This is a genomic window from Amycolatopsis vancoresmycina (assembly GCF_000716785.1).
Classification (GTDB): domain Bacteria; phylum Actinomycetota; class Actinomycetes; order Mycobacteriales; family Pseudonocardiaceae; genus Amycolatopsis; species Amycolatopsis vancoresmycina.
The window spans coordinates 30,584-50,559 of the sequence record NZ_JNYY01000025.1; the positions used below are offsets into that span (position 1 = coordinate 30,584).

Sequence of the window (19,976 nt, forward strand, 5' to 3'; positions counted from 1 at the left end):
CCGGGCCATGATCACATTTGCCACGATCATTTTCCGCTGAGAGCGTGAGGTATCTGACGAAAATCGAGAGCGGGGAAAAATGACGGACAAGATCATCGGCGCCGCACGGGCGGCGACCGTGGCGGCACCACCGCTCGGCGACGAAGCGTACGGGCGGTTCTGCACCGGGCTCGCCCGCCGGCTGGCCGCGGCGTGGCCCCGGATCCGCGCGGCGAACGACGCCGACGTCGGCCGGGCGCGGGAGCAGGGTCTCCCCGATGTGCTCGTCGACCGGCTCCGGCTGACCCGGGAGCACCTGACCGACCTGGTGACCCTGACCTCGACGGTCGCCGGGGAACTGGCCGAGCTCACCCGCCGCCCGCCGGGCACGCCGATCGGCGACTGGGGCGTGCGGCACCGCGTACCCCGGCCGCTGGGTGTGGTGCTGATGATCTTCGAGGCCCGCCCGACGGTCACCGTCGAAGGGGCGCTGCTCAACGTCGCGGCCGGGAACGCCGTGATCCTGCGCGGGGGCAAGGAGATCGCGCGGACCAACACCGAGCTCGGCGGCGTCGTCACCGCCGCGCTGGCGGACGCCGGGCTACCCGCGGGACTGGTCACCGTGCTGGACGACCCCAGCCGCGCCCTGCTGCGGGAACTGCTGCGCCGCCCCGACGCGATCGACGTGCTCATCCCCCGCGGCAGCCCGTCACTCATCGACTACTGCCACCGGGCGAGCACCATCCCCGTGCTGGCCAGCGGCGGCGGGGTCAACCACCTCTACGTGCACTCGAGCGCCGACCCGGCCCAGGCGGTCGCGATCGCGCTGGACAGCAAGCTGCCCGCCCCGGCCGGGTGCACGTCCCTGGAGATCGCGCTGGTCGACCGGCCGGTCGCCGACGACTTCGTCGCCGCGCTCCTGGACGGCGCCCGCCGCGACGGGCGGCCGCTGACCGTGCGGGTCGGCGACGGCATCCGCCGGCCGGAGACCACCGGGTCGTGGCGGGTGGAAGCCCTGGGCGAGCACGACTTCGGCCGGGAGTTCCTCGACAGCACGATCGGTGTCGTGGCCGTCGACTCGCCCGACGAGGCGGTGGCGTTCATCCAGCGGTACGGCTCCGGGCACAGCGAGGCAATCGCCGCCACCGACGCGGCGGTCACGGCGGCGTTCACCGACCGGGTCGACGCGGCCACCATCGTCGTCAACGGATCCCTGCGGCTCAACGACGGCCCCACCCTGGAACTGGGCTCGGAGATCGCGATCAGCACCAGCAGGCTGCACGCCCGCGGGCCGATCACCCTGGCCGCGCTGGTGAACTACTGCTGGGTGGTCGAGGCGCACGGCCGGCTGCGCGAGGCGAGCTGATGACCGCCCCCGCCCGGCCGCCGCTGCTGGTGCCGCTCAGCCGGCGCCCGCAGGCCCCGCAGGCGGTGCTCGTGCACCCCGGTGGCGGCGGGCTGAGCCCGTACACGCCGCTGGCCGTCCGGCTTTCCCGCCGCGGCGGGGTGAGCGGGATCCGCGCCAGCGGCCTGTTCGCCGGCGAGCGGCCCGACACCGCGATCGACGTGATGGCGCGGCGGTACCTGCCGCTGCTGGACACCCTGCCGCGCCGCCCGGACCTGCTGGTGGGCTGGTCCATGGGCGGGGTGCTCGCCTGGGAGCTCGGCGCACGGCTCGCCGGAACCGGTCCGGCGCCCGCGGTCGTGATGATCGACAGCTTCACCCGCCGGGACGAGTTCCGCACGCCCGGCCGGCGCGACGACGTCGTCGACCGGATCATGCGGTCGGTGCACGCCCGGGTCGCCCGCCGGGACCAGCCGTGGGCCGAGGCCACCGCGCACGCCCACGTCACCGCGTCCGGACGGCACCGGGTGACCACCACCCACCCCGGCCCGGCGCTGCTGATGGCCTGCGCGAGCCCGCACCGGCGCACCCAGGTCGAGAACTGGACCCGGCTGTCGGCTCGGCTGCGGACCCGCGAACTGGACTGCGGCCACTTCGACGTGTTCGGCCGGAAAGCGCTTCCGGCCGTGCTCGCGCACCTCGACGAATTCCTGACCGGAGAACGCACGGAAACCCCGAAGACCCCGCAAACCCTTGGAGGGAAACGATGACGACCGGACCAGATCGCCCCACGGTCTCCGACTCGGTGAAACGCGTGGTGATCGCCGAATCCCGGCTTTCGCTGACACCGGAGGAGATCCCCGGCGACGAACCGCTCAACGGCGACCTGCTGCGCATCAACTCGCTCGGCTTCGTCGGCATGCTGGTGCACCTCGAGGACGCCCTCGACGTCACCCTGCCCGACGACCTGTTCGTCGGGCGCACCTTCCGGACGGTCGACGACCTCGTCGACGTCGTCGCCGAAGGCGCCGGCGAGCCCGAGGAGGCGCGATGAGCACCGTGTCCCTGCCCACGAGCTGGCGCAGCGTGCTGCCGCACCTGGACGAGCCGCTGCCGCCCGACCGCAGTCCCGAAGCCACCGCGGCCGGCGCGGACGCCGGCGTGTCGGTGAACCTGCCGTTCGCGCTGGTGCGCCAGTCCTCGCAGAACCGCGAGTTCTGGGACATCCCGGCCGAGGTGCTCGACGCCTACCGCAGCTTCCGGCCCACCCCGCTGTGGCGGGCGCGCCGGTTCGAGGACGCGGTCGGCGCGCGGGTGCCGATCTACGTCAAATACGAAGGCGGCAACATCTCCGGCAGCCACAAGCTGAACACCGCACTGGCGCAGGCGTACTACTACGCCAAGGCCGGCGTGAAGGAACTGGTCACCGGGACCGGGGCCGGGCAGTGGGGCACCGCGCTCGCCGCCGCCTGCGCGATGTTCGGGCTGCGCTGCCGGGTGTTCATGGTCGGCACGAGCCTCCAGAAGAAGCCCTACCGGGGCACGCTGATGCGCAGCCTCGGCGCCACCGTGCACGCCAGCCCCAGCGAGCTGACCGAGGTGGCCGCCCGCACCGGCGGCGGGGTGAACAGCCTCGCACTGGCCATCGGCGAAGCCGTCGAGTACGCCGGGCGCACCGAAGGGGCCGCGTTCTGCATCGGCAGCGGCGAGACCTACAGCATCCTCCACCAGTCCGTGATCGGGCTGGAGGCCATCGAGCAGCTCGCCGGCCTGGAGGCCACTGTGGACAGTGTGGTCGGCTGCGTCGGCGCCGGCTCGAACTTCGGCGGGATCGCGCTGCCGTTCTTCGCCGAAGCCGCCGCGACCGGGACGGAGGGCCCGCGGCTGGTGGCCGCCGAGTCGAGCACCACCCCGAAGCTCACCCGCGGGGTCTACGCCTACGACAAGACCGACGCCACCGGCGTCAGCCCGATGGAGGCGATGTACACGATCGGCAGCTCCTACCCGATCCCCGACTCGCACTCGGCGGGCCTGCGCTTCCACGGCGCCGCGAAGCTCATTTCCGCCCTGCGGCACCGGGACCAGGTCACCGCGCAGGCGGTCGGGCAGGTCGAAGCCCTGGAAGCCGGGCAGGCGTTCACGCGGTCGGAGATGGTGCTGCCCGCACCCGAGTCCGGGCACGCGCTGGCCGTCGCCGCGCGCCTGGCCGCCGGCGGCGGGTCCGCCCGCGGCGTCGTCGCCTGCGTGAGCGGGCACGGCTACCTGGACCTGGCCGCCTACCAGCAGCTGCTCGACGGCGAGCTCAGCACCGAGCCGCCGGCCGAAGAGGCGCTGGTGACGGCGATGGACCGGCTGGAGCCCGTGCCCGGGCTGGCGGTCGCGGGGAGTGGTCGTCATGCCTGAAGCACTGGACCACCGCCTCTTCGACTGCGTCCAGGTGAACCTGGCCGAACTCGCCGACCGGCGGCACGGCCCGGGCACGCACCTCGCGCTGGGCCGGGTCCTGCGGTTCTGGCCCCGGCCGGGCGCGGACGGGCTGCCCACCGTCGAGCCGACGGTCGACTCGCAGGTGGCCGAATCCGCCGACCTGCTGGGGCTGCGCGTCACCCGGCGGGCGCGGATCGCCGCCGTGGACCAGCTCGGCCCCGGCCCCGGCTGCTACGCCGTGGCGGACGCCTACCACCTCCCCTGGGTCCCCTACCACCGCAAGGAGCACCTGCAGCACAGCTTCCTGGTCGAGCCGGACGGCGACGGCGTCGCCGTCGTCGACGGCTACCACAACGACACCCAGTGGGGTGCGGCCCGGCCGGGCCGGTGGACACTCGGCCGCGCGGAACTCGCCGAAGCCCTGCCCGAAGGCGCGCTGGCGTACGACATCACCGCCACGGACCGCCCGGCCGAGCGCACGCCGCTCGTGCAGCTGGCCGACGCCGGGACGTACGTGGCGGCGTACGCCGACTTCCCGGACCGGGTGCGGGCGTTGCGGGGCCTGACGCTGCAGACCTGGCTGCTCACCCGCAGCCGCCGGCTGCACGCCGCCGCGCTGGGCACGGACACCGAGGCGGTCCGGGCGCACCTGGCCGAGTGGGACGCGCTCGCCAAGCAGGTCTACCTGGCGAGCCGCCGGGTCGCCGCGGGCCGCGACGAACCGCGCTCGGTGTTCGGCCGGCTCGCCGACTGCCTCGCCGCGGACCACACGGCGTTCGACGCCGCCACGCCGCCCACGGAGTCCACAGTGGACTCCGGAGAGGTGCCGCCGGCGGTGCGCGAGTCCGTCACCTCGGTGATCCGGACCGTGCTGGGCGCCGGGCCCGCCGAAGGCGACCGCACGCTCGGCGACATCCCCGGGTTCAGCTCCTTCCGCATGATGGAGATCGTCGAGCGGCTGGAAAGCGACCTGGGCGTCGAGTTCGCCGCCGAGGACCTGGTCCCGGAAAAGCTCACCCACGTCGACGGCCTCTGCCGCGCCGTCCTCGACGCAGGAGGATCACGATGACCCACTCCCCCCGGGTGCTCCACGAACTGCTCGACCACGCCGCCCGGCTGTGGCCCCACCGGACCGCGCTGACCTGCCGGGACGCTTCGGTGACCTACGCCGAGCTGGCGACCGCCGCCCGGCGCGTCGCCGAGTCGCTCACCGCCCGCGGCGCCCGCCGCGGGGACCGGCTGCTGATCAACGCCCCGGCGAGCACGCTGCTGCCCGCCGTGGTCTTCGGCGCCGCCCGGGCCGGCGTCGCGTTTTCCCTGCTGCACGAACAGGTCCGCGGCCACAGCCTCGACCACGTGCTGGCCGATTCCGAGCCGGTGCTGGTGGTGACCGGCGACGAGGACGTGCGGCGCTCGGCCGACGCCGCCGGCGTCCCCGCGGCCTCGGTGGAAGACCTCGCCGCCGGGCCCGGTGCCGACGTGACCCTGCCCGCTCCCCCGTTGCCGGTGGACCCGGTGTGCCTGATCTACACCTCGGGCACGACGTCGCTGCCCAAGGCCGTGGTCAGCACCCACCAGCAACTGCTGTTCGCCGCCGGGGCGATCGCGTCGGTGCTGGAGTACCGCACCGAGGACGTCGTCTACAGCCCGCTGCCGCTGTCCTTCGACTACGGGCTGTACCAGGTGTTCCTGTCCGTCACGGCGGGCTCGCAGCTGGTACTGGGCGCGCCCACCGAGGTGGGGCCGTCGCTGGTGCGCAACCTGGTCCGCGCGAACGCGACCGTACTGCCCGCCGTCCCGGCCGTCGCCGAGGCGCTCAGCGCGCTGCTGCGGCGCCGCCCGAAGCCCGCCCCCGCCCTGCGGCTGCTCACCAACACCGGCGCGGCGATGCCCACCGGCACCCTGGAATCGCTCCGCGCGGCCATTCCGACGCTGCGGGTGCAGCTGATGTTCGGGCTGACCGAATGCAAGCGCGCCACCATCATGCCGGTCGACGGCGATCTGGACCGGCCCGGCTCCAGCGGCCGCGCCCTGCCCGGGACCGAGGTGTTCGTCATCGACGAGGCCGGCGAGCGGCTGCCCGCCGGGGAGATCGGCGAAATCGTGGTGCGCGGCCCGAACGTGATGGCCGGGTACTGGCGCCGCCCGGAGCTGACCGCGCAGAAGTTCCCGCGCGTGGCCGGGTTGTTCCCGGAACTGCGCACCGGCGACTACGGCCGGCTCGACGAGCAGGGCTACCTCTACTTCGACGGCCGCCGCGACGACATCTACAAGGAGCGCGGGTTCCGCGTCAGCGCCACGGAAGTCGAGACCGCCGCCCGCGGCGTGCCCGGCGTCCGCGAAGCCGCCGTGCTGGTGCCGAAGGACACCCGGCCGGCCTGGCTGTTCGTCACCGGCGAGCTGGCCGCCGAGGGCGTGCTCGACGGGATGCGCACCCGGATCGAGGAGTTCAAGATCCCGGCGAGCTGCCTGCGGGTGGAAGCGCTTCCGCTGACCGGCAACGGGAAGGTCGACCGCAAGGCGCTGGCCACGATCGCGGAGGAGGCGTCCAGTGGAAGCGCTCGCTGAACGCTCGGCGGCGGTCGCGGACCTCGCCGGGATCCCGACCCCCGCCTACGTCTACGACCTGGCCGAGGTCCGCCGCAACCACCGGCGGCTCGACGCCGCCCTGCCCGCCGGCACCGGGCTGCTGTACTCGCTCAAGGCCAACCCGCACCCGGACGTGCTGGGTGCGCTGCGCGAAGCCGGCGCCCGCCCGGAGGTCTGCTCCTCCGGCGAGCTGCGGGCCGCGCTCGACGCCGGCTGGAACGGTGATCAGGTGCTCTACACCGGCCCGGCCAAGCGCGACGCCGAGGTCGCGGCCGCGCTGCGGACCGGGGTGCGCGAGTTCTCCGTGGACTCCCCGCACGCGGTCGCCCAGCTCGACCGGCTCGCCGGCGAGGCCGGGGTCCGGGCCCGCTACCTGCTGCGGGTCAACGACGACCAGCCGGTGCCGGGCCAGGGCCTGGCGATGACCGGCGTGCCCTCGCAGTTCGGCGCCGACACCGGCTGGATCCTGGCCGAGCCCGCCCGGTTCGCCGGGGGCGAGCACGCCGAGGCGTCCGGGCTGCACCTGTACATGGGCACCAACCTGACCGCGGTGGACGACCTGATCGGGCAGTTCGGCCGCGCGCTGGACACCGCCGCGCGGCTGCGGGACGCACTGGCGCCGCACGGGGTCCGGCTCCGGACGTTCGACCTCGGCGGCGGGTTCGGCGCCCCCTTCGCGAAAGAGGGCACCGCGGGCGAACTGCCCGGCTTGCGCGAGGGGCTCGAAGCGCTGCTCGCCGAGAAGCTGCCGGGCTGGCGCGAGCGGGGCCTGGACGTGGTGTTCGAGTCCGGCCGCTACCTGGTCGGCACGGCGGGCACGCTCGTCACCGCGGTGCTGGACGTCAAGCGGTCGCAGGGCAAGGACATCGTCGTGCTCGAGTCCGGCATCAACCACCTCGGCGGCATGTCGGGGATGCGGCGGCTGCCGCCGCTTTCGCCGCACGTGCTCGGCCCGGCCGGGCCGCCCGTGCTGGACGCGCTCGTCGCCGGCCCGCTGTGCACGCCGCTGGACACCTGGCACCGCACCGCGAAGCTGCCCGAGCTGAGCCCCGGCGACCTGGTGACGGTGCCGAACGTCGGCGCCTACGGGCTGTGCGCCAGCCTCGTCGCCTTCCTGGGCCACCCCCTGCCGGTCGAAGTCGTCGTCGACGGCGACCGCCCCGGCGCCCCCGCGCGGACCTCCCGCGTGGAACTGGTCAGGACCACTGACCCCGGAAATGAGGAGTGAACCGATGGACCCCCGCATGGCCGAACTGCTCACCCCGTACCTCAAGTTCCTCAACGGCCGCGAGCTCGGCCCGGACGACTCGCTGCGCGAGCGCGGGCTCGACTCGATGCAGTCGATCAACGTGCTGTTCGAGATCGAGGACGTGTTCGGCATCTCGCTGCCGGACGAGGACATCACCGACGCGACCTTCGCCACCGGGGCCACCCTGTGGAACGCGGTGCACGCCCAGCTGGCGCGCGAGGGGGTGACGTCGTGACCACCGCCCCGCTCACCGAGCTCGTCGGGCGTGTCACCAAGGTCGCCGAGGAGCACGTCCGCGAGACCGACGCGGCCGCCGCGTTCCCGGTGCAGGCGCTGGACGAACTGCGTGCCACCGGCCTGCTGGGCCTGCTGGTGCCCGCCGGGGACGGCGGCCTCGGCGGCTCGCTGGCCGACGTGCTGGCGACCAGCACCGAGCTGGGCCGCGTCGACATGTCACTGGCGATGATCTTCGCGATGCACTGCCAGCAGGTGGCCGCGGTGCTCGCGCACGCCGACGGCCGGCTGCGCGCGGAACTGCTGCCCGAGCTCGCCGCGGGCCGGCTCTACCTCGGCTCGGTCACCACCGAGGCGGGCAAGGGCGGGCACCTGCTGACCGCGGAGTCCGCCGCGGCCTGGCGCGACGGCGAACTGCTCGTCGACCGCTTCGCCCCGATCGTCACCGGCGGCAAGCACGCCGACGGGTTCCTGATCACGATGCGCGCCCCGGACGCCGAGGCGGACAACCAGGTGTCGCTCGTCTACGCCGCCCGCGACCAGCTGGAGATCGAGGAGGCGGGCGGCTGGGACCCGCTGGGCATGCGCGCCAGCGACAGCGGCGCCCTGCGGCTGCGCGGGCGGCTGCCCGCCCACCAGGTCGTCGGGCGCCACGGCGACTTCCACACCATCGTCACCACGGTGTTCGGCCCGCTGGCCCACCTCGGCTGGGCGTCCTGCTGGCTGGGCACGGCGGCCGGGGCGCTGTCCCGCGTGATCCGCTCGCTGCGGGGCAGCCGCGGCCGGACCGACCTGGGCTCGGAACTGCTGCTGACCCGGCTTTCGCGGGCACGCCAGCGGCTGGACACCGTGCACGCGCTGATCGGGCACGCCCGCGAGGTCGTCGAGACCACCGAGGACCTCAGCACGCCGAAGGTGCAGCTGCTGATCAACGCCGTCAAGATCACCGCGGCCGAGGAGTGCCACCGCGCCGTCGACGAACTCGTCGACGCCGTCGGGATGCGCCACGGCTACCTGCGCGATTCCCCGACGCGGCTGGAGCAGTCGCTGCGTGACCTGCGCTCGGCGGTGCTGAACTACAGCAACGACCGGCTGCACCTGGCCGACGGCCGGCTCACCCTGCTCGACCAGGAGGTGCGTTTTGCCTGACGCAGCCCTCCTGGACGGCGCGGTGCTGTCCACAATGGACTCGGGCGCCCGCGGCGGCGAGGTGTGGCGGCGGCTCGGCGAAGCCGGGGTGCTGCGGGAGCAGTACCGGCGGCGCACCGCCACCGGGCTGGTCGCCGACCCCGGCCGGCTCGGCGCGACCCTGCGCGCGGTCGACGCCCGCGGCGACAACGGCGTCACGCTGAGCGTGCTGGTGCAGTCGGCGAGCGCGCTGCCGATCCTGGCCACCGCGCCCGGCCCGGCGTTCGACCGGGCCATCGACGGCGAATGCGAGGTGGCGCTGGCCGCCACGGACGCCGCGGCGGCCGGCTCGGACCTCACCGGGCTGGGCACGGAGGTCGACCTCGACGGGGACGTCGTCCGGCTCGAGGGCGCGAAGCGCTGGGTGACGACGGCGACCCGCGCGGCGTACTTCCTGGTGCTGGCCCGGCACCGGCCCGGCCGCCACTTCACGGCGTTCACCTGGGTGCTGGTCCCGGCGGACGCGGCCGGGGTGCGGGTCACCCCGGCGGCGACGACCCTGCTCGCGGGCGCGGGCCTCGGTCACGTCGAGTTCTCCGGGGTACGGCTGCCGTCGTCGGCCGTGCTCGGCCGGCCGGGCCGCGGGCTGGCCCTGTTCGCCCGGCACATGGGCACCGAACGGCTCGCCGGTGCCCAGTGGGCCACCGCGCTCACCAGCCGGGTCCTGGCGCAGACCAGGACCGCGCTCAGCCGCCGGGAGGTCGACGGCCGCGCGCTGTGGGACCACGACACCGTCCGCCAGGAGTTCGCGCGCTGCCTGGTGCGGGTGCGCGAACTGCGTGCGCTGTACGAGGCACTGGGCGAGCGGGTCGTGGAGGAGCACGACCTGACGAGCGCGGCGGTGCTGAAGGCCGCGGTCGGTCTCACGGCCGACGACGTGCTGTCGCGCTGCGCGCGGTGGCGGGGCGCGGACGGGTTCGCCGACGACGGCCTCCAGCTGCTGCGCGCGGAGGCGGCGGTGTTCGGCATCGGCGGCGGCGTGACGGAGCTGATGCTCGGCGCGGTCGCGGACGGCGCCGAGGCGCTGCTGGCGGACCTGCGCGCATGAACACCGGCCCGAGCCGGGCGCCGCTTCCCCGTGGCGGCTTTCCGGCGGTGACCGGCGACGGCACCGAGATCGCGCCCGGCGTCTGGCTCGCTTCGGCCGTACGGGCCGAGCTCGGCGAGCCCGCCGTGCTCGCCGCCGACCTCGCCGACGCCCGCACCCGGCCCCGCTGGCGGCGCGCGGAGTTCCTCGCCGGGCGGCACCTGCTCCGGCGGCTGCTCCGGCGCGTCCGGCCGGAGCTGGCCGCCCTCCCGATCCGCACCGACCCGGCCGGGAAACCGCGGCTGGCCGGCCCGCCGGACCTGCCGGGGATCACCGTTTCCCACGACGGCGACCGGATCGCCGCCGCCGTGTGCGCGCACGGGGACGTCGGCGTCGACGTCCAGCTCCCCCCGGCGCAGCTGGCCGACTCCACGGTCCGCCGGTGTCTCGGACGGCACGCCCCGGTCCTCGCCGCGCTGCCGCGGGCGTGGCGGGCGCGGGAGTTCGCCTGGGTGTGGACCGTGCAGGAGGCGTGCGTGAAGGCCGACGGCACCGGGCTGGCCGGGCGGCCGTGGGCGATCGACGTCCCGCCCGGCGCGGTGTCCGGGCGCTGGGGCGGGTTCACCTGGCTGAGCCTGCGCGCCCGCTCCCCCGTGCCGCTGAGCTGCGCCTTCCACGCCCCCTGACCCCACCACCACGACGGAGGCCCGACGTGCACCTCATCAACGCTCCGGACGTAGTCCCGGAGCTCAGCTGCTACACCACCAACCTGGTGGCCTACCTCGAACCCGACGACGCGGGCGTGAAGACGCGCCTGGCGCACGCCGTGCGGCTGGCCGTCCGGCTCGACGGCGGGGACCTGGTGTTCTCGCAGCACCACCGCGTCGACGACGCCGGTGCGCGGGCACCGCTCGGCTACCGCGGCGCCGCGGACTGGGCACGGGCCGCCGGCGACCTCGACGCCGAACTCGCCCGCTCGGGGCGGGTGCTGGCCGTCGCCGACACCTTCCACCTGCCCTGGTCGCCCGCCTTCGAGACCGCGCACTCGCCGCACTGGCTGCTGCTGCTCGGGCGGCGCGACGACCGGTGGCTGGTGGCCGACCACTTCTGCGCGCTGACCCCGCTCGGGGCGCAGGAACCGTTCCTCGGCTGGCTGGACGACACCGCGCTGGAGCTCGCGCTGGCCCCGCACGGTCCGTGGCCGCCGGAGATCGCCCACCGCGACCGGCACGCGCTCGGCGCCGCCGTCGAGCCGGTGCACGCGGACCTGTTCCGCTGGCTGGCGCGCACCACCGGCGGCGCGCCCGCCGTTCCGGATCCGGGCGGCTGGACCTGCGTCCTGCCCGAGGTGATCGAGCGCGTCAGCGGGGTGCTGGCCGCGGACGAGACCGCCGCCGCCCGCTACGGGGACGACCTGTGGGCGGCGAGCCGGCACTACACCTACCGGCTCGACGTGCTCGCCGCCAGCGGCGAGATCGGCGCGGACGAAGCCGCCGCGGCCGCGGTGAGCTGGACCGAACTGCCCAAGGTCGTCCGGTTCGCCGCGGCGTCCGCCGCCCGGGGCAAACCCCGCAGCGGCCTGCTGCAGCGGACCTTCGAAGAGCTGCTGCGCACCAACGACAAGACGATCACCGGCCGGGAATGGGAGGCCTGAGAACGATGGAGACCCTGTACCAGTGGTTCGCGGCGTCGGCGGGCAAGCACGCCGGCGCGCCCGCGCTCGAAGTCGGGACGCGCACCCTCACCTACCGCGAACTGACCGACCTCGCCGGGCACGTGGCGGCCGACGCCGTCGCCGCGCTGGGCGCCGTGCCCGCCCGGATCGGCGTGCTGGCCGAGCGCAGTGTGCTCACCTACGCCGGCTACCTCGCCGGGCAGCGGCTGGGCAGCACCGTCGTGCCGCTCAACCCGGCCTTCCCCGAAGACCGCAACCGGATGATCGCCGAGGCGGCCGGGCTCGACCTGGTGCTCACCGAAGCGCCCGCCGGCCTCGGCGTGCCGGAACTGGTCATGACCGAACCGGCCGGCGTCCCGCGCACGCCGCCGGCGCCGGAACCCGGGGATCTCGCGTACATCCTGTTCACCTCGGGCTCGACCGGGCGGCCCAAGGGCGTCCCGATCCGGCACCGCAACGTGGGTGCCTACCTCGCCCACGTCGTGCCGCGGTACGGCATGGCGCCGGGCAGCCGCGTCTCCCAGACGTTCGACCTGACCTTCGACCTGTCGGTGTTCGACATGTTCACCGCGTGGAGCGGCGGGGCGACGCTCGTCGTACCCAGCCGCGAAGACCTGCTGGCGCCGGTGCGGTTCGTCGCGGAGAAGGAGCTGACGCACTGGTTCTCGGTGCCGTCGATGGTGTCCTACGCCCAGCGGCTGCGCAGCCTGCGGCCCGGCAGCATGCCTTCGCTGCGCTGGAGCCTGTTCTGCGGGGAACCGCTGACCACGCACCAGGCCCAGGCGTGGCAGCGGGCGGCACCCGGCGCGGTCGTGGAGAACCTCTACGGCCCCACGGAACTGACCATCAGCTGCGCGCAGTTCCGGCTGCCCGCCGATCCGGCGGACTGGCCGGCCACCGCCAACGGGACCGTGCCGATCGGGCAGCCCCACCCGAGCGTCACCCACCTCGTGCTCAACGACGAGGGCCGTCCGGCCGTCGAAGGGGAGCTGTGCGCACGCGGCCCGCAGCGGTTCCCCGGCTACCTCGACCCGGCGGCGAACGAAGGCCGCTTCTACCACTTCGGCCCGGGCGACGAGACCGCGCGGCCGCACGGCGCGGATGACGAGCTCGACGACGCGGCCTGGTACCGCACCGGGGACCGGGTGTGCTGGCAGGACGGCGCACTCGTCCACTTGGGACGGTCGGACCAGCAGGTGAAGGTGCAGGGCTACCGCGTCGAACTCGGCGAAATCGAAGCGGCGCTGCGGGACCAGGACGGGGTGCGCGACGCGATCGTGCTCGCCCTGCCCGGCAGCGGCGGCACGACCGAGCTGGAAGCGGTGTGCACCGGACGGGACCTCGAACCCGGCCGGCTGCTGACCGCGGTCGCGGCCCGCCTGCCCGGGTACATGGTGCCCCGCCGGCTCGGCGTGCTGGACACGCTGCCGCTCAACGTCAACGGCAAGATCGACCGCTCGGCCCTCACCGCGGACGCGATCGGGCAGCGCGGATGACCGCCGCCGCCCCGGAAGGGAACATCATGGAAACCACGGAAATCACCACCCCGCCGGCGGTCCTCGTGCCCCCGGACGGGTTCCGCCAGGCGATCGCCAAGCTGCCCACGGGCGTCACCGTGCTCACCACCGTGATCGGCGACTCCCCGGTCGGCTGCACGGCCAACGCGGTGATGTCGCTGTCGGCCGACACGCCGAGCGTGCTGGTGTCGCTGGGCAGCCACAGCCGCACCCTGGCGGCGATCCTCGAGACGGGCCGGTTCGCCGTCAACACGCTGTCGTGGGCCCAGCGGGCCCTGACCCGCAAGTTCGCGGTGGGCAGCCCGGCCGAGCGGTTCGCCGGGGTGCCGTGGCAGCCCGAGCACCGGATCCCGGTCCTGTCCGCGGCGGGGGTGGCGCTGGTCTGCGAGGTCGGCGACACCGCAACCCTGCTGGACCACACGGTCGTCGTCGGCCAGGTGGTGTGGCTGCGGGACACGAACGCGGTGCCGACCGTCCTGTATGGACGGGAGCAGTACCCGCTGGGGGCTTGAAACCCCGTTGTGCGCAACGGCCCGCCGGTCCTGTCTCCCAGGACCGGCGGGCCGTTTCGCGGCTCACAATCTTTTTGAGGTCTGCCGCGGCTTGTCGTGAGTGGTAAGGCGCGTTAGAACGCGCCTTACCACTCACGACCTGGGGACGGGAGGTGCAGACCGTCAGAGAGCGGGACGGCGACCCTGGCGCATCCCCGCGTCCGCGACCTGCTCGGCCGTCGCCCGAGCCGCGGCGTCCAGCAACACCGCGAACCGCGGGTCGGTACGGATCTCGCGATGCCACGCCACCTGCGTGAAGACCTGGAACGGTGCCGTCCACGGCACCTCGACCAGCCGGCCCTCCGCCAGCTCGGTGGCCACGCTGAGCCGGGGCAGCAGCGAAATGCCCAAACCCGCCGTCAACGCGCGCTTCACCGCGTCGATCGAGCCGAAGGACAACGCGCGGACGGCGGTTTCGCCCGCGCCGCCGAGCGTCTGCTCGAACAGGCGCTGGTAGCCGCTGCCGCGGTGGGCGCAGAGCAACGGCTGTCTCGCCAGCCGCTGCGTCGGGACCGGCTCCGGGCCGAGCGGGCCGTCCTGGCCGGTCACCACCACCAGCGGCTCCGGGCACAGCAACGTCGAATCCGCCTTCGGCGAGGACTCGCAGACGTCGATGAAGAACGCGCAGTCGACGTCGGAGTCGCCGATCCGGCTCCACGGATCCTCCTCCAGGGGCCGGATTTCCAGCGCGAGCTCGGGGTGGCGGCGGTACAGGTACTCGACGATCGGCACCAGCCGGTAGGAGGTGAGGCCGCTGTCGGCGCCGACGGTCAGCGCGTCGGCGGGTGTGGTGGCCGCGAGGACGGTCTCCTCCGCCAGGCGGCTCAGCTTCACGATCTTGTGGGCGTAGCGGCGGAACCGCTGGCCGGCGGTCGTCAGCCGGATGAGCGCGCCGGTGCGGTTGAACAGGTCGCAGGCGAGGTCGCGCTCCAGTTTCTTGATCCGGGCGGTGACCGTCGGCTGGGCAACGCTCAGGTCGATCGCGGCCTTGGTGAAACTCGACTGCTCGGCCACGCTGAGGAACGTGGTGAGGGATGCGGTGTCCACGACTCGGATCACCCCCGGGCCGGGCGCGCGGCACGGGGGCAGGCCCCCGTGCGGGTGTTCCTTTCGCTCAGCGGGGTGAACGTTCGCGGGACGGTCTCGGCGCGCGCACCGTGGTTGCGGCGGGCGGGGTCCGCGGCGGTCCGCCGTCGGGCTCTCCGGACGGCCGCGGCGGCCTTCTCGCGGTGGTATGGCTCGAAACCTTCCAGCGGCCGGCTGCTCGCGGCCGGCACGGCACTTTTCACGACGTCCTTCCCCCAATCGGCACCCGCGGCTCGTTCCCGACCGCGGATGGTCTCTGGTTTTCCGTCGGCACTCCCGGAAAGAGTGACTTCTTGCGAATTACCACCCGTGCGGGGGAGACAAACTACACCCATCGGGCGGGCAGTAACCGCTTTCCGTTTCACCGGCCGTGGTCGACGCTGCACGGTACTTCACTCCAAAAGACCATCGCCGCCGTTGTCACCGGATTCGTCCTTCCCGCGGGATGATCACCAATTCCCCGATTACCGGGATTTTCCCTTGCGTTTTCCGATCCATTTCCCGCCCGGTGCGGCGGAATCAGCCGAACACCAGCCGCAGCAGGGCGGTCACGACCGCCGCGCCGACCATCGCGGTCAGGATCGACCGCTTGCCCGCCAGCAGGAGGACCCCGGCGCCGACACCCGCCAGCGCGGTCAGCGTCCGCACCGACGACACGGCACCCGAGGACGGCCAGAGCAGGGTGACCACCAGGCCGGCGATGAGCGCCGGGGTCGCGCACGTGAGCGCGTTGCGCAGCCAGGTGGGCAGTTCCCGGCCACCCGCCGCCAGCGGCACCACGACCCGCAGGGTGAGCGCGGTGACGCCGAGGGCCAGCACGATGATCCACTGGTACGTCATCGCCGCACCCCCAGCACCGCGCCCGTGACGGCGCCGGCGGCCCCGGCCACCAGCACCGGGATCCCCGGCGGCGCCCAGAAGACCAGCGCGGCCGCGGCGAGGACGCCGAGCACCGCCAGGCCCCACGCGCGCGCGTCCTTGAGGTGCGCGCGCAGCAGGCCGAGGAAGAACACCGGGTAGGCGGCGTCCAGCCCCAGGCGTCCCGGGTCGCCGATGGCGTCGCCGAGGACGGCGCCCAGCCCCGTTCCCGCGGTCCAGCCGCACAGGCACAGCGCGCCGGCCAGCCGCAGGGTGCGCAGGTCGTACTGCCCGTCCCCGCGGTGGGCGACCGCCCACGAGCCGTCGGTGATCAGCATCGCCGTCCCCGCCCGCGACCAGGCGGACCCGGTCAGCGCGGGCGCGATGGTGGTGCCCATCAGCAGGTAGCGGGCGTTGAGCGCGGCCGCCGCCCCGACCACGGCCCAGACCGAGCCGTGCTGCGCGATGACGGCGACGGCGCCGTACTGGGCGCTGCCGGAGAACACCAGCAGCGACATGGCCACCGGGGCCAGCACGCCCATCCCGACCGAGGCCGCGAGCGCACCGAACGCCATGCCGTCCGCCAGGTCGGCGGCGGCCACCGGCAGCACCGGACGCAGGGTCCGGACCGGCTCAGCGGTGGTTTCGGTCACGATGTCCACCTCCTCCACCTCGACGTTACCAACAGACGCGAGTGTTGGTAACCCGGCAGCACGCCGGTACCCGGGAAATTCCTTTCTCAAACCACGAAACGCCCGCTGATTCGCCCTGGGGTGACCACCAGAGCGGAGTACTGGTAACCTGACGGGCATGGCTCCGCGTCCGGCAGCACCGCCTCCGCTCGCCGTGGTCCAGAGCCTGGTCAACACCAGCGAACTGCTGGAGGACCGGGACGATCTGACCACCCCGGCGGGTCTGCTGGCGTGGGCGGAAGCCGCCGACCTGCCGTGCCCGGCCCGGCCGACGCAGGCGGACCTGACCCGCGTACGCCGGTTCCGGGAAGCGTTGCGGCAGCTGCTGGGCGGCACCCCGGGCGGGGTGCCCGCGCTCAACGGCGAACTGGCCAGGACCGGCACCCGCCCCCTCCTGCAGGCGGGCCCGCACGTGGAGTTCGCCGGCGACGACGCGACGGCCCTGGACACGGCCATCACCCGGGTGCTCGCGGCGGTGATCACCGCCGGTCTCGACGGCTCCCTGCGCCGCCTGAAGACCTGCGCCGCGGAGGACTGCCGGTGGGCGTTCTACGACCGGTCCCCCAACGTGGTGAGCCGCTGGTGCGAGACGTCCGTCTGCGGCGCCCGGCACAAGATGCGCGCCTACCGCGCCCGCCAGGCGGCCGGCGCCACGGCCTGACCGGCCGCCGCGTCAAGTCGTTCCGACCGCCGGGAGCACTACCCACCGGGACCGCACCCGGCCAGAATCGCGGCCATGCCGACCCCGCCGCACGCCGAGGCGCTCCAGGTGAGCATCCGGATCGACCTCACCAGCCGGGCCGCCGACGCCGCCGTCGTCGCCGCCCGGCTCGCCACGGCGCTCGGCGGCCTGGCGAGCGTCGACGTCGTCGCCACCCGCCTCCCGCATCCGGCCGGGGAGCCGAAACCGCACCTGAGGCTGGTGCCGGATCCGCTGCTGCGCATCGAGGCCGGCCCCCGGCGCGTGTACCTGCTCGGCCGGCCGGTCCGCCTGACCCGGCTGGAGTTCGACCTGCTGCACTTCCTCCGCCGTCACCCGGACCGCGTGTTCACCCGCACCACGCTGAAGACCGCGCTCTGGCCGCGCCAGGACGGCAACGACCGGACGGTCGACGTCCACGTCCGGAAGCTGCGCGCCAAACTCGCCCCGCACCTGGACCCGATCACCACCGTCCGCGGCGTCGGCTACCGCTTCGAAAGCTCGGCGCCGGTGACCCTGGACTGATCGGCCGTCCACTGTGGACGAGCGCGGGTCAGGTGGCCTCGAAGTCGACCGGCGGGCGCTCGCCGGGGCGCAGGCCCGCGGCGGGCGCGCGCACCGGAGCCGCCGGCGGCCCGGCGTCGAGGAGGTGCCGCCGCAGGGCCGCGCGGGGGTCGAACTCGCGCAGCGCCCGCAGGTCCTGCAGCGGCTTGCGCACCTGCTCGAACTCCGGGCCCAGCTCGGCCTCCAGGCGCTCCTGCGCGCCGGCGGCGAACTCGCGGGCCCGCCGCGCTGCGCGGGACACCCCGCGCACCGCACCGGGCAGCCGCTCGGGGCCGAGGACGAACAACGCCGCCACGAGCAGGGTGGCCAGGTGCTCCAGGCTGAGACCGAACACCCCGGCGACGCTACCCGGTCCGGCCTGAGCGGCCGCTGAGTCAGACCTCGATGTGCGATCCCATGATGACCGTGCGGTCCCGGGGCAGGCCGAAGTACTCCGCCGCGTCCGCGGTGATGTACGACGTCGCGATGAACAGCCGTTTCCGCCAGCCCGCCATCGTCGGTTCCGGGCCGCGCTGCAGCTCGATCTTCGACAGGAAGTACGACGCCCGCGCGAGGTTCAGCCGTCCTTCGGTACGGGCCGGGTCGAGCGTGGCCAGTGCGCCCGGGACGTCCGGGGAGTCCATGTAGCCGTAGCGGGCGGTGACGAACACGATGCCGTCGTCGGTGTGGCCCAGGTCTTCGACGGTCATCCGCTGCTCGGCCGGCACCCGCGGCACCGGCTCGGTCTCCAGCGACAGGATCACGACCTGCTCGTGCCGCACGTGGTTGTGCTCGGCGTTGGCGCGCAGGGCCAGCGGCGCGGTCCGCCCGCCCCGGTTGAGGAACACCGCCGTTCCGGGCACCACCTGCACCGGGGCGTCGCGCAGCTGTTCGATGAACTCCGGCAGCGAACCCTCCCGCCGTTCGCGCTCCGCGGTGACGATCAAGCGGCCGCGCTGCCACGTCGTCATGATCGTGAACGCCGTCAGTCCGATCAGCAGCGGCAGCCAGGCCCCGTGCACCAGCTTGGTCAGGTTGGCCGCGACGAACAGCAGGTCCACCACCAGCAGCACGCTCGCGCCGAGGCCGACCAGCCACGCCGGTGTCCCCCACCGCGACCGGGCGATGTAGAAGAACAGCAACGTCGTGATGGTGATCGTGGCGGTCACCGCCATGCCGAAGGCGAACGCCAGCGCGGCGGAACTGCGGAAGGCGAACACCAGCGTCAGCACCGACACCATGAGCAGCCAGTTGATCCACGGCACGTAGATCTGGCCCCGCTCGGTCTCCGAGGTGTGCGCGACGCGCAGCCGCGGCAGGTACCCGAGCTGGGCGGCCTGCGAAGCGACCGAGTAGGCGCCGGTGATCACCGCCTGGGACGCGATCACCGTCGCGGCCGTGGCCAGCACCACCAGGGGTATCCGCGCCCAGGAGGGCACGAGCAGGAAGAACGGGCTGCTGACGTTCGCCGGGTTTTCCAGGATCAGCGCGCCCTGCCCGAGGTAGCTGAGCACGCAGGCGGGCAGCACCAGCAGCAGCCAGCCGCGGGTGATCGCCCGCCGTCCGAAGTGCCCCATGTCCGCGTACAGCGCTTCGGCGCCGGTCACCGACAGCACCACCGCGGCGAGGGCGAAGAACGCGATGTCGAAGTGCCCGGCCATGAACCCGATCGCATACGTCGGCGAGAGCGCCTCGAGGATGTCCGGGTGGCCGGTGATCCCCACGACGCCGAACGCGCCGATCGTCGCGAACCAGGCGATCATCACCGGCCCGAACACCCGGCCGACCGCGGCCGTCCCGCGCCGCTGGACCAGGAACAGCCCGACGATGATCACGGCGGTGATCGGGACGACCCAGTCCTCGAGGCCGTCCGAGACGACCTTCAGCCCTTCCACCGCGGACAGCACGGAGATCGCCGGGGTGATCATGCTGTCGCCGAAGAACAGCGCCGCGCCGAAGATGCCCAGCCCGGCCAGCACGATGGCGGCGCGCTTGCCGCGCTGCGCACCCCAGCGGCGCAGCAGGGTGATCAGCGCCATGATGCCGCCCTCGCCGTCGTTGTCGGCGCGCATGGCCAGCAGCACGTAGGTGACCGTCACGATGATCATCACCGACCAGAAGATCAGCGACACCACGCCGAAGACGTTCTGCGTGCTGACCGGCACCGGGTGCGGGTCGGCCGGGTTGAACACCGTCTGCAGCGTGTAGATCGGGCTCGTCCCGATGTCCCCGAACACCACGCCCAGCGCGCCGATCACCAGGCCGAGCCGCACGACGTCACGCGTGGTCTGCTCCTGGCTCACGTGCCCCCTCCTC

At 73.8% G+C, this 19,976-nt stretch carries 21 protein-coding genes; 16 read left to right on the plus strand and 5 right to left on the minus strand.

The genetic code is table 11. The features are described 5' to 3' along the window. The first annotated feature begins 79 nt into the window (after positions 1-79). Genes OO60_RS38405 through OO60_RS38470 form a run of 14 tightly spaced genes read left to right on the plus strand, consistent with a single transcriptional unit; the run spans position 80 to position 13,742 of the window. Positions 80-1,345: a glutamate-5-semialdehyde dehydrogenase gene (locus tag OO60_RS38405; RefSeq protein ID WP_003071085.1), complete on the plus strand. Its 1,266-nt coding sequence runs from the start codon at positions 80-82 to the stop codon at positions 1,343-1,345. After that, entirely contained in the window at positions 1,345-2,094 is a 750-nt protein-coding gene (locus tag OO60_RS38410) for an alpha/beta fold hydrolase (protein ID WP_003071088.1), read from the plus strand. The genes OO60_RS38405 and OO60_RS38410 overlap by 1 nt, the downstream gene beginning before the upstream one ends. After that, the gene (locus tag OO60_RS38415; protein ID WP_003071091.1) at positions 2,091-2,378 is read left to right on the plus strand and encodes an acyl carrier protein; all 288 of its coding nucleotides are present in this window, start codon (positions 2,091-2,093) and stop codon (positions 2,376-2,378) included. Before OO60_RS38410 ends, OO60_RS38415 begins: the two co-directional genes overlap by 4 nt. Continuing rightward, positions 2,375-3,727 carry a TrpB-like pyridoxal phosphate-dependent enzyme gene (locus OO60_RS38420; RefSeq protein ID WP_003071093.1) on the plus strand — a complete coding sequence of 451 codons (1,353 nt, stop codon included), beginning with the start codon at positions 2,375-2,377 and terminating at the stop codon, positions 3,725-3,727. The genes OO60_RS38415 and OO60_RS38420 overlap by 4 nt, the downstream gene beginning before the upstream one ends. Further along, positions 3,720-4,820, plus strand: a complete 1,101-nt coding sequence (locus tag OO60_RS38425) for an acyl carrier protein (protein ID WP_033263264.1) — start codon at positions 3,720-3,722, stop codon at positions 4,818-4,820. Before OO60_RS38420 ends, OO60_RS38425 begins: the two co-directional genes overlap by 8 nt. After that, positions 4,817-6,319: a class I adenylate-forming enzyme family protein gene (locus tag OO60_RS38430; RefSeq protein ID WP_003071099.1), complete on the plus strand. Its 1,503-nt coding sequence runs from the start codon at positions 4,817-4,819 to the stop codon at positions 6,317-6,319. The genes OO60_RS38425 and OO60_RS38430 overlap by 4 nt, the downstream gene beginning before the upstream one ends. Continuing rightward, positions 6,303-7,568 carry a type III PLP-dependent enzyme domain-containing protein gene (locus OO60_RS38435; RefSeq protein WP_003071102.1) on the plus strand — a complete coding sequence of 422 codons (1,266 nt, stop codon included), beginning with the start codon at positions 6,303-6,305 and terminating at the stop codon, positions 7,566-7,568. Before OO60_RS38430 ends, OO60_RS38435 begins: the two co-directional genes overlap by 17 nt. Positions 7,569-7,572: 4 nt before the next feature. After that, the gene (locus OO60_RS38440) at positions 7,573-7,824 is read left to right on the plus strand and encodes an acyl carrier protein (protein WP_003071104.1); all 252 of its coding nucleotides are present in this window, start codon (positions 7,573-7,575) and stop codon (positions 7,822-7,824) included. Further along, positions 7,821-8,972, plus strand: a complete 1,152-nt coding sequence (locus tag OO60_RS38445; protein WP_003071105.1) for an acyl-CoA dehydrogenase family protein — start codon at positions 7,821-7,823, stop codon at positions 8,970-8,972. The genes OO60_RS38440 and OO60_RS38445 overlap by 4 nt, the downstream gene beginning before the upstream one ends. Further along, positions 8,965-10,059, plus strand: a complete 1,095-nt coding sequence (locus tag OO60_RS38450; protein WP_240490642.1) for an acyl-CoA dehydrogenase family protein — start codon at positions 8,965-8,967, stop codon at positions 10,057-10,059. Before OO60_RS38445 ends, OO60_RS38450 begins: the two co-directional genes overlap by 8 nt. After that, positions 10,056-10,724, plus strand: coding sequence for a 4'-phosphopantetheinyl transferase family protein (locus OO60_RS38455; RefSeq protein ID WP_162186962.1), 669 nt, complete (start codon positions 10,056-10,058; stop codon positions 10,722-10,724). Before OO60_RS38450 ends, OO60_RS38455 begins: the two co-directional genes overlap by 4 nt. 26 nt (positions 10,725-10,750) lie before the next feature. Continuing rightward, on the plus strand, positions 10,751-11,692 hold the full coding sequence (locus tag OO60_RS38460) for a hypothetical protein (RefSeq protein WP_003101413.1): 942 nt from the start codon (positions 10,751-10,753) through the stop codon (positions 11,690-11,692). 5 nt (positions 11,693-11,697) lie between these two features. Next, entirely contained in the window at positions 11,698-13,209 is a 1,512-nt protein-coding gene (locus tag OO60_RS38465) for an amino acid adenylation domain-containing protein (protein WP_003101410.1), read from the plus strand. Between the two features lie 26 nt (positions 13,210-13,235). Beyond that, positions 13,236-13,742, plus strand: coding sequence for a flavin reductase family protein (locus OO60_RS38470; protein WP_240490784.1), 507 nt, complete (start codon positions 13,236-13,238; stop codon positions 13,740-13,742). A 162-nt stretch (positions 13,743-13,904) separates the two neighbouring features. On the opposite strand, the gene OO60_RS38475 is transcribed toward OO60_RS38470, so the two are convergent. The 3 genes from OO60_RS38475 to OO60_RS38485 form a co-directional block, all read right to left on the minus strand. Further along, entirely contained in the window at positions 13,905-14,828 is a 924-nt protein-coding gene (locus OO60_RS38475; protein WP_003101406.1) for a LysR family transcriptional regulator, read from the minus strand. A gap of 558 nt (positions 14,829-15,386) precedes the next feature. Beyond that, the gene (locus tag OO60_RS38480) at positions 15,387-15,707 is read right to left on the minus strand and encodes an AzlD domain-containing protein (RefSeq protein ID WP_003101405.1); all 321 of its coding nucleotides are present in this window, start codon (positions 15,705-15,707) and stop codon (positions 15,387-15,389) included. After that, positions 15,704-16,378 carry an AzlC family ABC transporter permease gene (locus tag OO60_RS38485; protein ID WP_240490783.1) on the minus strand — a complete coding sequence of 225 codons (675 nt, stop codon included), beginning with the start codon at positions 16,376-16,378 and terminating at the stop codon, positions 15,704-15,706. Before OO60_RS38485 ends, OO60_RS38480 begins: the two co-directional genes overlap by 4 nt. Before the next feature lie 157 nt (positions 16,379-16,535). Here OO60_RS38485 and OO60_RS38490 point away from each other — a divergent pair, with 157 nt between their 5' ends. Beyond that, positions 16,536-17,078 carry a CGNR zinc finger domain-containing protein gene (locus OO60_RS38490; RefSeq protein ID WP_033263214.1) on the plus strand — a complete coding sequence of 181 codons (543 nt, stop codon included), beginning with the start codon at positions 16,536-16,538 and terminating at the stop codon, positions 17,076-17,078. Between the two features lie 75 nt (positions 17,079-17,153). Next, complete coding sequence (locus OO60_RS38495; protein ID WP_003101402.1) at positions 17,154-17,642, plus strand: winged helix-turn-helix domain-containing protein; 489 nt, start codon at positions 17,154-17,156, stop codon at positions 17,640-17,642. Between the two features lie 28 nt (positions 17,643-17,670). Here the strand turns inward: OO60_RS38495 and OO60_RS38500 are convergent, their stop codons facing one another. Continuing rightward, the gene (locus OO60_RS38500; protein WP_033263215.1) at positions 17,671-18,015 is read right to left on the minus strand and encodes a twin-arginine translocase TatA/TatE family subunit; all 345 of its coding nucleotides are present in this window, start codon (positions 18,013-18,015) and stop codon (positions 17,671-17,673) included. Between the two features lie 40 nt (positions 18,016-18,055). Then, positions 18,056-19,963 (minus strand): potassium transporter Kup, encoded by a 1,908-nt coding sequence (locus OO60_RS38505; RefSeq protein WP_033263216.1) that lies wholly within the window; start codon positions 19,961-19,963, stop codon positions 18,056-18,058. Positions 19,964-19,976 lie beyond the last annotated feature (13 nt).

What these genes read in the sequence shown, in the direction of transcription:
- OO60_RS38480 (WP_003101405.1), bottom strand. Translation starts at nt 15,707, where the DNA reads ATGACGTACCAGTGGATCATCGTGCTGGCCCTCGGCGTCACCGCGCTC.
- OO60_RS38410 (WP_003071088.1), top strand. Translation starts at nt 1,345, where the DNA reads ATGACCGCCCCCGCCCGGCCGCCGCTGCTGGTGCCGCTCAGCCGGCGC.
- OO60_RS38430 (WP_003071099.1), top strand. Translation starts at nt 4,817, where the DNA reads ATGACCCACTCCCCCCGGGTGCTCCACGAACTGCTCGACCACGCCGCC.
- OO60_RS38440 (WP_003071104.1), top strand. Translation starts at nt 7,573, where the DNA reads ATGGACCCCCGCATGGCCGAACTGCTCACCCCGTACCTCAAGTTCCTC.
- OO60_RS38455 (WP_162186962.1), top strand. Translation starts at nt 10,056, where the DNA reads ATGAACACCGGCCCGAGCCGGGCGCCGCTTCCCCGTGGCGGCTTTCCG.
- OO60_RS38420 (WP_003071093.1), top strand. Translation starts at nt 2,375, where the DNA reads ATGAGCACCGTGTCCCTGCCCACGAGCTGGCGCAGCGTGCTGCCGCAC.
- OO60_RS38470 (WP_240490784.1), top strand. Translation starts at nt 13,236, where the DNA reads ATGGAAACCACGGAAATCACCACCCCGCCGGCGGTCCTCGTGCCCCCG.
- OO60_RS38415 (WP_003071091.1), top strand. Translation starts at nt 2,091, where the DNA reads ATGACGACCGGACCAGATCGCCCCACGGTCTCCGACTCGGTGAAACGC.
- OO60_RS38425 (WP_033263264.1), top strand. Translation starts at nt 3,720, where the DNA reads ATGCCTGAAGCACTGGACCACCGCCTCTTCGACTGCGTCCAGGTGAAC.
- OO60_RS38405 (WP_003071085.1), top strand. Translation starts at nt 80, where the DNA reads ATGACGGACAAGATCATCGGCGCCGCACGGGCGGCGACCGTGGCGGCA.
- OO60_RS38495 (WP_003101402.1), top strand. Translation starts at nt 17,154, where the DNA reads ATGCCGACCCCGCCGCACGCCGAGGCGCTCCAGGTGAGCATCCGGATC.
- OO60_RS38465 (WP_003101410.1), top strand. Translation starts at nt 11,698, where the DNA reads ATGGAGACCCTGTACCAGTGGTTCGCGGCGTCGGCGGGCAAGCACGCC.
- OO60_RS38490 (WP_033263214.1), top strand. Translation starts at nt 16,536, where the DNA reads ATGGCTCCGCGTCCGGCAGCACCGCCTCCGCTCGCCGTGGTCCAGAGC.